Source organism: Streptomyces sp. R-74717 (genome assembly GCF_047305335.1).
Lineage (GTDB): Bacteria > Actinomycetota > Actinomycetes > Streptomycetales > Streptomycetaceae > Streptomyces > Streptomyces atratus.
This window is the reverse complement of record NZ_CP102361.1, coordinates 4,201,165-4,213,812: the sequence shown is the minus strand read 5'-3', so window position 1 is coordinate 4,213,812 and position 12,648 is coordinate 4,201,165. Positions and strand designations below refer to the sequence as shown.

Here is a 12,648-nt window from a genome sequence, read left to right as displayed (position 1 = left end):
AGTGAGTGGATACTCACCACCTCGTCAAGCTTCATTGGAGTGCACATGGAGCAGAAGCCGGCCCGCGTCCGCATCATCGACGCCGCCCATCAGCTGATGCTCACCATCGGCCTGGCCCGCGCCACCACCAAGGAGATCGCCAGAGCCGCAGGCTGCTCGGAGGCCGCGCTCTACAAGCACTTCCCCAGCAAGGAAGAGCTGTTCGTGGCCGTGCTCAAAGAGCGGCTGCCCAGGCTCAACCCGCTGCTGAAGCGGCTCATCGCGCCCCCTGGAGTGGGGGAGCGCACCGTCGAGCAGAACCTCACCGAGATCGCCCGCCAGGCCGCCCTCTTCTACGAACAGAGCTTCCCGATCGCTGCCTCGCTGTACGCCGAGCCCAGGCTCAAGGAACGCCACAACGCGGCGATGAGGGAGCTGGGCACCGGCCCGCACATGCCTATCCGTGGCCTGGACGCGTATCTGCGCTCCGAGCAGGCCGCCGGGCGGGTGCGGGCCGACGCGGACACCTATGCGGCCGCGTCGCTGCTCCTGGGGGCCTGCGCGCAGCGGGCGTTCGCCTACGAGGCCACGGAGGGCGGGGGGCCGCCGCAGTCCCTCGACGTGTTCGCCGCGTCCGTGGCCAGGACGCTGATGCGGGGCCTCGGGGCGTAGACCGGGCCCGTCCGGCGGCCGGGGGAAACCGATTCCGGACCAGGTTCCTGGCCTGCCGGCTTCGACAGCCAGTCATCGATGCCCGCCAGGAGCTCCGTCCGTACCGTGACCGGCGCTGCGGAGCCGCGCACCGACTGCCTGGCCAGCTCCGCCAGCTCCTCGTCCGTGAACGCGTGGTGGCGCCGTACGAGGTCGTACTGCGCGGCCAGCCGGGAGCCGAAGAGCAGCGGATCGTCCGCACCCAGCGCCATCGGTACCCCGGCTTCGAACAATTTGCGCAGGGGTACATCGGCGGGCTTCTCGTAGACGCCCAGCGCCACGTTCGACGACGGGCACACCTCGCAGGTCACCCCGCGCTCCGCCAGCCTGCGCAGCAGCCGCGGGTCCTCGGCAGCCCGTACGCCGTGCCCGATCCGGGCCGCGTCCAGATCGTCCAGACAGTCCCGCACGCTCGCAGGGCCGGCCAGCTCGCCGCCGTGCGGGGCCGCCAGCAGACCGCCGTCGCGGGCGATGGCGAAGGCCCGGTCGAAGTCCCGGGCCATTCCGCGGCGCTCGTCGTTGGAGAGCCCGAATCCGACGACGCCCCGGTCCACGTACCGCACCGCGAGCCGGGCCAGTGTCCGGGCGTCCAGCGGATGCTTCATCCGGTTTGCCGCGATCACCACCCGTATCGGCAGACCGGTCTCGCGTGACGCGCTGTCCACCGCGTCCAGGATGATCTCGATCGCCGGGATCAGCCCGCCGAGCAGTGGGGCGTACGACGTGGGATCGACCTGGATCTCCAGCCAGCCGGAGCCGTCCGCGACGTCCTCCTGGGCCGTTTCGCGCACGAGCCGCTGGATGTCCTCGGGGGCCCTCAGGCAGGACCGGGCGATGTCGTAGAGCCGCTGGAAGCGGAACCATCCGCGCTCGTCCGTGGCCCGCAGCCTGGGCGGCTCGCCGCCCGTCAGGGCCTCCGGCAGACGCACGCCGTACTTGTCGGCGAGTTCGAGCAGGGTCGTGGGCCGCATCGACCCGGTGAAATGCAAGTGCAGGTGGGCCTTGGGCAACAGCCGTACGTCACGCTCCATCCCAAGATCCTGCCGCACACGTGGGGTCCAGCGGTAGCCGCTTTCCCCATCGAGTTGACCACCGAACAGACGAGCGACCCCCGGCCGGAGCCGGGGGTCGCCCACTGAACTCAGTACGTGCTAGGCCTTGGCCTCGCCCAGCAGCTTCTGGAGCCGCGAGATGCCCTCGACGAGGTCGTCGTCGCCCAGGGCGTACGAGAGCCGCAGGTAGCCCGGCGTACCGAAGGCCTCGCCCGGTACGACCGCGACCTCGGCCTCGTCCAGGATGAGCGCCGCCAGCTCCACCGCGGTGGCCGGGCGCCTGCCGCGGATCTCCTTGCCGAGCAGCTCCTTCACCGAGGGGTACGCGTAGAACGCGCCCTCGGGCTCAGGGCACAGCACGCCGTCGATCTCGTTGAGCATCCGGACGATGGTCTGCCGGCGCCGGTCGAAGGCGGTACGCATCTCGGCGACCGCGTCCAGGTTCCCGGAGACGGCGGCCAGCGCTGCGACCTGGGCGACGTTGGAGACGTTGGACGTGGCGTGCGACTGCAGGTTGGTCGCGGCCTTGACGACATCCTTCGGGCCGACGATCCAGCCCACCCGCCAGCCCGTCATCGCGTACGTCTTGGCGACACCGTTGACCACGATGCACTTGTCACGCAGCTCGGGCACGATCGCGGGCAGTGAGGTGAACTTCGCGTCGCCGTAGACCAGGTGCTCGTAGATCTCGTCGGTGAGCACCCACAGGCCGTGCTCGACGGCCCAGCGGCCGATCGCCTCGGCTTCGGCCTCGCTGTACACGGCGCCGGTCGGGTTCGACGGGGAGACGAACAGGACGACCTTCGTACGCTCGGTGCGCGCCGCCTCCAGCTGCTCGACGGAGACCCGGTATCCGGTGGTCTCGTCGGCCACGACCTCCACCGGGACACCGCCGGCCAGCCGGATCGACTCGGGGTAGGTGGTCCAGTACGGAGCCGGGACGATGACCTCGTCGCCCGGGTCGAGGATCGCGGCGAACGCCTCGTAGATGGCCTGCTTGCCGCCGTTGGTCACCAGGATCTGGGAGGCGTCGACCTCGTAGCCGGAGTCGCGCAGCGTCTTCTCCGCAATGGCGGCCTTGAGCTCCGGGAGCCCCCCCGCCGGGGTGTAACGGTGGTACTTCGGGTTGCGGCAGGCCTCGACCGCGGCCTCGACGATGTATCCGGGGGTCGGGAAGTCGGGCTCACCGGCACCGAAGCCGATCACCGGACGGCCGGCGGCCTTGAGGGCCTTGGCCTTGGCGTCGACGGCGAGGGTGGCGGACTCGGAGATTGCACCGATGCGGGCGGAGACCCGGCGCTCGGAGGGAGAAGTTGCAGCGCTCATGGCCCCCATGGTCCCAGACCGCGATCCCTGTCGGCACAGGGGTTTCAGGGACCGGACAGGACTCGGACAGCATGCGGACAACATGCGACCAGGAGTTGTCGGGAGCTATCTGTTCGACGCCGGGCCGCTGAACACGTACACTCACCTGTCGTTGGCCTTCACCAGCCGCACCGTTCCTGCACCCGGAGCATCGGGGAAGATGCGGTAGGTTGGTGGAAACCACAAAGGGTCGTAGCTCAATTGGTAGAGCACTGGTCTCCAAAACCAGCGGTTGGGGGTTCAAGTCCCTCCGGCCCTGCTACACACTCCTTCGCCAGGATGTGTGCGCATGTACGTACTTCAATGCACCGCCGTGCGGCTCCACCGGGCGCGGCACGGCCATGACCCGGAATCAGGTGAGAAGCGTGACGGACGCCGTGGGCTCCATCGACATGCCTGATGCCGAGGATGAAGTACCCGAGTCGAAGAAGAAGACCCGGAAGGGCGGCAAGCGCGGTAAGAAGGGTCCTCTGGGCCGTCTCGCGCTGTTCTACCGCCAGATCGTCGCCGAGTTGCGCAAGGTCGTCTGGCCGACTCGTAATCAGCTGACGACATACACCTCAGTGGTGATTGTCTTCGTCGTCGTCATGATTGGTCTGGTGACCGTGATTGACTTCGGATTCCAGCGGGTCATCAAGTACGTCTTCGGCTGATCCCGCGGAGGGCGCCTCATGGGCGCCCCTTTCGCATGTTCCACCCATTTGTATCCAGGAAGAAGCAGCCACCGTGTCTGACCCGAACCTGAACGACGCCGTCGAGCCGACGGCGGGCGCCTTCGAGTCCGCCGAGGACGAGCTCGACACCGTCGAGGCGGCGGACGCCGAGGAGCCGGACCAGGCCGAAGCTGCCGACGCCGCCGCAGGTGAGCCCGCCGAGCGGGCCGCCCTGCACGCCGAGGACGACGACGACGAGGCCGCGGAGGCCGACGCCGGTTCCGAGAGCGACGACGAGCCCGCCGAGGACGACGAGGAAGCCGGGGAAGAGGCCGAGCCGGCCGCCCCCGTCGACGCCGTCACCGCCCTGCGCGAGGAGCTGCGCGGCCTTCCCGGCGAGTGGTACGTCATCCACACGTACGCCGGTTACGAGAAGCGCGTGAAGGCCAACCTGGAGCAGCGCGCCGTCTCGCTCAACGTCGAGGAGTTCATCTACCAGGCCGAAGTGCCCGAGGAAGAGATCGTCCAGATCAAGAACGGCGAGCGCAAGAACGTCCGCCAGAACAAGCTCCCGGGCTACGTCCTGGTGCGCATGGACCTGACGAACGAGTCCTGGGGCGTCGTCCGCAATACTCCCGGCGTCACCGGCTTCGTGGGCAACGCCTACGACCCGTACCCGCTGACCCTGGACGAGATCGTCAAGATGCTCGCCCCGGAGGCCGAGGAGAAGGCCGCCCGCGAGGCCGCCGAGGCCGAGGGCAAGCCGGTTCCGTCCCGCAAGGTCGAGGTGCAGGTGCTCGACTTCGAGGTCGGCGACTCGGTCACCGTCACCGACGGCCCGTTCGCGACGCTGCAGGCGACGATCAACGAGATCAACGCCGACTCGAAGAAGGTCAAGGGTCTCGTCGAGATCTTCGGCCGCGAGACGCCGGTCGAGCTCAGCTTCGACCAGATCCAGAAGAACTAGCGGCTTCCCGCCAGTATCTGGACACATGCCTACCCAGCAGGTCAGACCGGCTTCACAGCCTGTCTGACCTGCTCGGTTTTTGGTCGCGCAGCTATACCCGTTATCGTTGTGCGGTATGCCTCCATCCGGATGACCGGACGGCGGCGAAAAACTCTCACTAGGACCCGGAGAGAGCAATGCCTCCCAAGAAGAAGAAGGTCACGGGGCTTATCAAGCTCCAGATCAACGCAGGTGCGGCCAACCCGGCCCCGCCGGTCGGCCCCGCGCTCGGCCAGCACGGCGTCAACATCATGGAATTCTGCAAGGCCTACAACGCCGCGACCGAGTCGCAGCGTGGCATGGTCGTGCCGGTGGAGATCACGGTCTACGAAGACCGTTCCTTCACCTTCGTCACCAAGACTCCGCCGGCCGCGAAGCTGATCCTCAAGGCCGCGGGCGTGGAGAAGGGCTCCGGCGAGCCGCACAAGACCAAGGTCGCCAAGCTGACGGCTGCCCAGGTCCGTGAGATCGCCACGACGAAGCTCCCCGACCTGAACGCCAACGACCTCGACGCCGCGTCGAAGATCATCGCTGGCACCGCCCGTTCCATGGGCATCACGGTCGAAGGCTGATTCAGCCCCTCACGTCCTCAGTGGTAGGGCCAAGCGCTGGCCCGCACCACGACTCCACACCCTGAAACCACAGGAGTAGAAGTGAAGCGCAGCAAGAACCTCCGCGCTGCGGACGCCAAGATCGACCGGGCGCGCAACTACGCCCCGCTCGAGGCCGTCCGTCTCGCCAAGGAGACCGCCTCCACCAAGTTCGACGGCACCGTCGAGGTCGCGTTCTGCCTGGGTGTTGACCCTCGCAAGGCCGACCAGATGGTCCGTGGCACCGTGAACCTCCCGCACGGCACCGGCAAGACCGCCCGGGTCCTGGTCTTCGCGACCGGTGACCGTGCTGCGGCCGCGGAAGCCGCGGGCGCCGACATCGTCGGCGCCGACGAGCTCATCGACGAGGTGGCGAAGGGCCGTCTGGACTTCGACGCCGTCGTCGCCACCCCGGACCTCATGGGCAAGGTCGGCCGTCTCGGCCGGGTGCTCGGTCCGCGTGGTCTGATGCCGAACCCGAAGACCGGCACCGTCACCCCCGATGTCGCGAAGGCTGTCAACGACATCAAGGGCGGCAAGATCGAGTTCCGCGTCGACAAGCACTCGAACCTGCACTTCATCATCGGCAAGGTCTCGTTCGACGACACCAAGCTGGTGGAGAACTACGCAGCGGCGCTGGAGGAGATCCTCCGTCTGAAGCCGTCCGCCGCCAAGGGCCGCTACATCAAGAAGGCCACCCTGGCCACCACGATGGGCCCCGGCATCCCGCTGGACGCCAACCGCACCCGTAACCTCCTCGTCGAGGAGGACCCGGCCGCCGTCTGAGCCTCAGCGCTCGGCAGCAAGCCGCGTCACGTGTGACATTGACGGGCCCCGCAACCTTTCGAGGTGCGGGGCCCGTCCTCGTATCCGTATGTAACCGGTGGTTGTGTCGGAGCTGTGCGTTAGCGTGAGGCTTCGAGAGCCGAACGAGGGGTGGAAGCGGACATGAGGACCAGTACCGTGCGACGTTTGAGTCTGTCGATAGCGGTGGCGGCGGCGCTGACGTCGGTCGCGGCCTGCGGGGGATCGGACGGCAGCGGCGACAACCGCGGCAGCGCCGTGGTGAAGGCCGACCCCATCGCCGCGTTGCGCGACGTGCAGAAGAAGACCGGTGGGGAGAACTCGGCGAAGGTCGAGGGCACTACCCAGATGGGCTCCACCATGTCCATGAAGCAGAGCGGCACCATCGACTGGACCGACGGTCTCACCGGCACCATGGAGATCACGTACACCGGCGGCAGCGTGGCGGACGCCATGAAGCAGAACGGTGGCAGCGGCACGATGCAGGCCCGCTATTTCAAGGGCGGCTACGTCGTCAACATGGGCGACGCCTTCGCCAGGCAGGCCGGCGGCAAGCACTGGATCAGCTACGACTACGCCGACCTCGCCAAGCGTGCGGGCGCCTCCGGCGAGGCGATGAAGCAGCAGATGCAGAACACCACCCCCGACCAGGGTGTGAAGTCCCTGCTGGCCTCCGGTGACGTGAAGAAGGTCGGCCAGGAGGACGTACGCGGGGTCTCCGCCACGCACTACTCCGGCACCGTCGACGTCGCCGAACTGACCGCGAAGAACTCCGCGCTCGATGCCGACCAGCTCGACCAGCTGAAGAAGCAGCTGAGCGCCGCCGGAATCACCACGGAGAAGGTCGACATCTGGGTCGACGAGAACAACCTGCTGGTCAAGAAGACCGAGCGCGGCCAGATGAAGACCGGCGAGCTCAATTCGACGGTGTACTACAGCGACTACGGCACCAAGGTCTCGGTCGAGAAGCCCCCGGCCGGCGACACGGTCGACTTCACCGATCTCGTGAAGCAGCAGCAGGGGACCGGTTCGGGCACGAACTGACCCCCCCGCACCGCCCGAAGAGGGACGGATTTGCTCGGCGCGACACCGGTCGCGTACTCTCCTACAGAAGCCAAAGACCGCTGGTCGTTGCTGTGCTCTCGCAAGAGGGAACAGTGACCGAAGGATCCGTTGAGTACGGGCGACCTGCGCAGGTGACTGTGGAAAGCTCCCGGACTTCGTTCGGTCGAGCTACGCCCTGGCGCCTGCGCCGGGGCGTTTCGTCTTTCCCGGCCCCTTCTGAGCGGTCCTCATCACCCGGAAGGAGGCCGACGCTCATGGCAAGGCCCGACAAGGCTGCCGCGGTAGCCGAGCTGACGGACCAGTTCCGCAGCTCGAACGCCGCCGTGCTGACCGAGTACCGGGGTCTCACCGTGGCGCAGCTCAAGACGCTGCGTCGTTCGCTCGGTGAGAACGCCCAGTACGCCGTGGTGAAGAACACGCTGACCAAGATTGCGGCCAACGAGGCCGGGATCACTTCGCTGGACGACCAGTTCACTGGTCCGACGGCGGTTGCCTTCATCACCGGTGACCCGGTGGAGTCGGCGAAGGGTCTTCGTGACTTCGCCAAGGACAACCCCAACCTCATCATCAAGGGCGGTGTCCTTGATGGTAAGGCGCTGACCGCGGATGAGATCAAGAAGCTCGCGGACCTCGAGTCCCGCGAGGTTCTGCTCGCCAAGCTGGCGGGCGCCATGAAGGGCAAGCAGACTCAGGCTGCTCAGGTCTTCCAGGCGCTCCCGTCGAAGTTCGTCCGCACCGCGGAGGCGCTTCGTGCCAAGCAGGCCGAGCAGGGCGGTGCCGAGTAATTCGGCTCGCGCAATGATCGCCGCTCACTAGAGCGACGGTCGCAGCGGGCCGAACGTACGCCCGCCTACATGTAACTCCGGCACCTGCCGAATTAGTGGAAGGACGCCATCATGGCGAAGCTGTCCCAGGACGACCTGCTCGCGCAGTTCGAAGAGATGACCCTCATCGAGCTCTCCGAGTTCGTGAAGGCCTTCGAGGAGAAGTTCGACGTCACCGCCGCCGCCGCGGTCGCCGTTGCCGCCCCGGGTGCCCCCGGTGCCGCCGCTGAGGCCGTCGAGGAGCAGGACGAGTTCGACGTCATCCTCACCGGCGCCGGCGAGAAGAAGATCCAGGTCATCAAGGTCGTGCGTGAGCTGACCTCCCTGGGTCTGAAGGAGGCCAAGGACCTCGTCGACGGCACCCCGAAGCCGGTCCTCGAGAAGGTCGCCAAGGAGGCCGCCGAGAAGGCTGCCGAGTCCCTCAAGGCCGCCGGCGCTTCCGTCGAGGTCAAGTGACTCAGGGAGTCTGCTGACTCCTTCTGACTGCCTGTGCCGCACGGCACGGACGTCAAAACGCGAAGGGCGATCACCCATCCGGGTGGTCGCCCTTCGGCGTACCCGCGGCGGCTGCCTTGCTCTTCCGGCGGCGACGAGTATGGTGATCTTCGCTGTTGCCTCTCGGGGGCGGCCGGCCGGCGCCGGGAGGCGGTCGGGTGAGGACCGCGCGGCGCTGTCCCGGCAGGGGGGCCTTGACGAACCGCACGCGGCGCGCAATTCTCAGGACGCGTCGTCACATCGATCCGAATCCGAGGCATGGATCGTGGGCGAAGAGGGCAGTAAAGAAGAGCGCACCACGCGCAAGGGCTAGCCATAGGTGTTGAGAACAGCTGTTGAGAGCAACGTGGGTCTCTGAGAACCCCGACTGGACATCAGTGTGCCGTTTGGCTACACTGACCCTTTGCGCTGCCTGTTAGCTGCCTCCTGCCCGTCACCAGGGGCATGCCCACGCTTGAGCACCGATGGCCGATCCTCCCTGACCTGGGATTTCTGTCTCCGTGTCCAACTTGGGACCGGTACGCGCGTAGTGAGTCCGAGCCCTCGGAAGGACCCCCTCTTGGCCGCCTCGCGCAACGCCTCGACCGCGAATACGAACAACGGTGCCAGCACCGCCCCGCTGCGCATCTCCTTTGCAAAGATCAAGGAGCCCCTCGAGGTTCCGAACCTCCTCGCGCTGCAGACCGAGAGCTTTGACTGGCTCCTCGGCAATGCCGCCTGGAAGGCTCGCGTCGAGGCTGCTCTGGACAGTGGACAAGACGTCCCCACCAAGTCCGGCCTGGAGGAAATCTTCGAGGAGATTTCACCGATCGAGGACTTCTCCGGGTCGATGTCGCTTACGTTCCGCGACCACCGCTTCGAGCCCCCGAAGAACTCGATCGACGAGTGCAAGGAGCGCGACTTCACGTTCGCCGCCCCGCTCTTCGTCACGGCCGAGTTCACCAACAACGAGACCGGCGAGATCAAGTCCCAGACGGTCTTCATGGGCGACTTCCCGCTCATGACCAACAAGGGCACCTTCGTCATCAACGGCACCGAGCGTGTCGTCGTGTCGCAGCTGGTCCGCTCGCCGGGTGTCTACTTCGACTCCTCCATCGACAAGACGTCCGACAAGGACATCTTCTCCGCCAAGATCATCCCGTCCCGGGGTGCCTGGCTGGAGATGGAGATCGACAAGCGCGACATGGTCGGTGTCCGCATCGACCGCAAGCGCAAGCAGTCCGTGACCGTTCTCCTGAAGGCTCTCGGTTGGACCACCGAGCAGATCCTCGAGGAGTTCGGCGAGTACGAGTCCATGCGCGCCACCCTGGAGAAGGACCACACCCAGGGCCAGGACGACGCGCTGCTCGACATCTACCGCAAGCTCCGCCCGGGCGAGCCGCCCACGCGCGAGGCTGCTCAGACGCTGCTCGAGAACCTCTACTTCAACCCGAAGCGCTACGACCTCGCGAAGGTCGGCCGCTACAAGGTGAACAAGAAGCTCGGCGCCGACGAGCCGCTGGACGCCGGCGTTCTCACCACCGACGACGTCATCGCGACCATCAAGTACCTGGTCAAGCTGCACGCCGGTGAGACCGAGACGGTCGGCGAGTCCGGTCGTTCGATCGTCGTCGAGACCGACGACATCGACCACTTCGGCAACCGTCGTCTGCGCAACGTCGGCGAGCTCATCCAGAACCAGGTCCGTACGGGTCTGGCCCGTATGGAGCGCGTCGTGCGTGAGCGCATGACGACCCAGGACGTCGAGGCGATCACGCCGCAGACCCTGATCAACATCCGGCCGGTCGTCGCCTCCATCAAGGAGTTCTTCGGCACCAGCCAGCTGTCCCAGTTCATGGACCAGAACAACCCGCTGTCGGGTCTGACGCACAAGCGTCGTCTCTCGGCTCTGGGTCCCGGTGGTCTGTCCCGTGAGCGGGCCGGCTTCGAGGTCCGCGACGTGCACCCGTCCCACTACGGACGCATGTGCCCGATCGAGACCCCTGAAGGCCCGAACATCGGTCTGATCGGTTCGCTCGCCTCGTACGGCCGCGTCAACGCGTTCGGCTTCATCGAGACGCCGTACCGCAAGGTCGTCGACGGCCAGGTCACCGACGAGGTCGACTACATCACGGCCGACGAGGAAGACCGCTACGTCATCGCTCAGGCGAACGCGACCCTCTCCGAGGAACTGCGTTTCGTCGAGCCCCGCGTCCTGGTCCGCCGCCGTGGCGGAGAGGTCGACTACGTGCCCGGCACGGACGTCGACTACATGGACGTCTCGCCGCGCCAGATGGTGTCCGTCGCCACCGCGATGATCCCCTTCCTGGAGCACGACGACGCCAACCGTGCCCTCATGGGCGCGAACATGATGCGTCAGGCGGTGCCGCTGATTAAGTCGGAGGCCCCGCTCGTCGGCACCGGCATGGAGTACCGCTGCGCCACCGACGCCGGTGACGTGCTGAAGGCCGAGAAGGACGGTGTGGTCCAGGAGGTCTCCGCGGACTACATCACCGTGACCAACGACGACGGCACGTACACCACGTACCGCATCGCCAAGTTCATGCGCTCCAACCAGGGCACCTCGGTCAACCAGAAGGTTGTCGTCTCCGAGGGCGACCGGGTCGTCGCCGACCAGGTCCTCGCCGACGGTCCGGCCACCGAGAACGGTGAGATGGCCCTCGGCAAGAACCTGCTCGTGGCGTTCATGCCGTGGGAGGGTCACAACTACGAGGACGCGATCATCCTGTCGCAGCGCCTCGTGCAGGACGACGTCCTCTCCTCGATCCACATCGAGGAGCACGAGGTCGACGCCCGTGACACCAAGCTCGGCCCGGAGGAGATCACCCGGGACATCCCGAACGTCTCCGAAGAGGTCCTCGCCGACCTCGACGAGCGCGGCATCATCCGTATCGGTGCCGAGGTCGTCGCCGGTGACATCCTCGTCGGCAAGGTCACGCCCAAGGGTGAGACCGAGCTGACCCCCGAGGAGCGCCTGCTCCGCGCGATCTTCGGTGAGAAGGCGCGCGAGGTGCGCGACACCTCGCTGAAGGTGCCGCACGGTGAGATCGGCAAGGTCATCGGCGTCCGCGTCTTCGACCGCGAAGAGGGCGACGAGCTGCCGCCGGGCGTGAACCAGCTGGTCCGCGTCTACGTGGCGCAGAAGCGCAAGATCACCGACGGTGACAAGCTCGCCGGCCGTCACGGCAACAAGGGCGTCATCTCGAAGATCCTCCCGATCGAGGACATGCCGTTCCTGGAGGACGGCACCCCGGTCGACATCATCCTCAACCCGCTGGGTGTCCCGTCCCGAATGAACCCGGGACAGGTCCTGGAGATCCACCTCGGCTGGCTCGCCAGCCGCGGCTGGGACGTCTCCGGCCTCGGTGACGAGTGGGCCAAGCGCCTGCAGGCCATCGGCGCCGACCAGGTCGCCCCCGGCACCAACGTCGCCACCCCCGTCTTCGACGGTGCGCGCGAGGACGAGATCTCCGGTCTCTTCGAGGCCACGATCCCGAACCGCGACGGCGACCGCCTGGTGCAGCCCTCCGGCAAGGCCCAGCTGTTCGACGGCCGCTCCGGCGAGCCGTTCCCGGACCCGGTTTCGGTCGGGTACATGTACATCCTCAAGCTCCACCACCTCGTCGACGACAAGCTGCACGCTCGTTCGACGGGTCCGTACTCCATGATCACCCAGCAGCCGCTGGGTGGTAAGGCACAGTTCGGTGGACAGCGCTTCGGTGAGATGGAGGTGTGGGCCCTTGAGGCTTACGGCGCCGCTTACGCCCTCCAGGAACTGCTGACGATCAAGTCCGACGACGTGACCGGCCGCGTGAAGGTCTACGAGGCCATCGTCAAGGGCGAGAACATCCCCGAGCCCGGCATTCCCGAGTCCTTCAAGGTGCTCATCAAGGAAATGCAGTCGCTCTGCCTCAACGTGGAGGTGCTGTCCTCGGACGGCATGTCCATCGAGATGCGCGACACGGACGAGGACGTCTTCCGCGCGGCGGAGGAGCTCGGTATCGACCTGTCCCGGCGCGAGCCGAGCAGCGTCGAAGAGGTCTGACGGGTTGGCCGGCCGGATCCCCGTGATCCGGCCGGCTCTCCCCGGACCCGTTCAGACCA

10 protein-coding genes, 1 tRNA gene and 1 pseudogene are annotated in these 12,648 nt (G+C 66.8%); 10 read left to right on the top strand and 2 right to left on the bottom strand.

All coding sequences use genetic code 11. The features are described 5' to 3' along the window. The first annotated feature begins 45 nt into the window (after positions 1 to 45). The gene (locus tag NRF20_RS19000; protein ID WP_413752948.1) at positions 46 to 651 is read left to right on the top strand and encodes a TetR/AcrR family transcriptional regulator; all 606 of its coding nucleotides are present in this window, start codon (positions 46 to 48) and stop codon (positions 649 to 651) included. A 62-nt stretch (positions 652 to 713) separates the two neighbouring features. Here NRF20_RS19000 and NRF20_RS18995 read toward each other — a convergent pair. Both NRF20_RS18995 and NRF20_RS18990 read right to left on the bottom strand, forming a co-directional pair. Then, positions 714 to 1,721: pseudogene (locus NRF20_RS18995) on the bottom strand (adenosine deaminase); the annotation flags it as partial. Between the two features lie 120 nt (positions 1,722 to 1,841). Further along, positions 1,842 to 3,068 (bottom strand): pyridoxal phosphate-dependent aminotransferase, encoded by a 1,227-nt coding sequence (locus tag NRF20_RS18990; RefSeq protein WP_398632670.1) that lies wholly within the window; start codon positions 3,066 to 3,068, stop codon positions 1,842 to 1,844. Positions 3,069 to 3,293: 225 nt separating this feature from the next. On the opposite strand from NRF20_RS18990, the gene NRF20_RS18985 reads away from it, so the two are divergent. The 9 genes from NRF20_RS18985 (at position 3,294) to rpoB (ending at position 12,589) form a co-directional block, all read left to right on the top strand. Continuing rightward, a tRNA-Trp gene (locus NRF20_RS18985) sits at positions 3,294 to 3,366 on the top strand. A 106-nt stretch (positions 3,367 to 3,472) separates the two neighbouring features. After that, positions 3,473 to 3,760 (top strand): preprotein translocase subunit SecE, encoded by a 288-nt coding sequence (gene secE, locus NRF20_RS18980; protein WP_073732696.1) that lies wholly within the window; start codon positions 3,473 to 3,475, stop codon positions 3,758 to 3,760. 73 nt (positions 3,761 to 3,833) lie between these two features. Further along, the gene (gene nusG / locus NRF20_RS18975; RefSeq protein ID WP_413752947.1) at positions 3,834 to 4,727 is read left to right on the top strand and encodes a transcription termination/antitermination protein NusG; all 894 of its coding nucleotides are present in this window, start codon (positions 3,834 to 3,836) and stop codon (positions 4,725 to 4,727) included. Between the two features lie 176 nt (positions 4,728 to 4,903). Beyond that, positions 4,904 to 5,338: a 50S ribosomal protein L11 gene (gene rplK, locus NRF20_RS18970; protein ID WP_006126872.1), complete on the top strand. Its 435-nt coding sequence runs from the start codon at positions 4,904 to 4,906 to the stop codon at positions 5,336 to 5,338. An 81-nt stretch (positions 5,339 to 5,419) separates the two neighbouring features. Further along, a complete protein-coding gene (gene rplA, locus NRF20_RS18965) occupies positions 5,420 to 6,142 on the top strand; it encodes a 50S ribosomal protein L1 (RefSeq protein WP_266358741.1) in 723 nt (240 codons plus the stop codon). Positions 6,143 to 6,304: 162 nt separating this feature from the next. Beyond that, entirely contained in the window at positions 6,305 to 7,204 is a 900-nt protein-coding gene (locus NRF20_RS18960) for a hypothetical protein (RefSeq protein WP_398632668.1), read from the top strand. Positions 7,205 to 7,479: 275 nt separating this feature from the next. Beyond that, entirely contained in the window at positions 7,480 to 8,010 is a 531-nt protein-coding gene (gene rplJ / locus NRF20_RS18955) for a 50S ribosomal protein L10 (RefSeq protein ID WP_266358738.1), read from the top strand. A gap of 111 nt (positions 8,011 to 8,121) precedes the next feature. Then, the gene (gene rplL, locus NRF20_RS18950; RefSeq protein ID WP_093897231.1) at positions 8,122 to 8,505 is read left to right on the top strand and encodes a 50S ribosomal protein L7/L12; all 384 of its coding nucleotides are present in this window, start codon (positions 8,122 to 8,124) and stop codon (positions 8,503 to 8,505) included. 598 nt (positions 8,506 to 9,103) lie between these two features. Further along, on the top strand, positions 9,104 to 12,589 hold the full coding sequence (gene rpoB, locus NRF20_RS18945) for a DNA-directed RNA polymerase subunit beta (protein ID WP_266358737.1): 3,486 nt from the start codon (positions 9,104 to 9,106) through the stop codon (positions 12,587 to 12,589). The last annotated feature ends 59 nt before the right edge of the window (positions 12,590 to 12,648 follow it).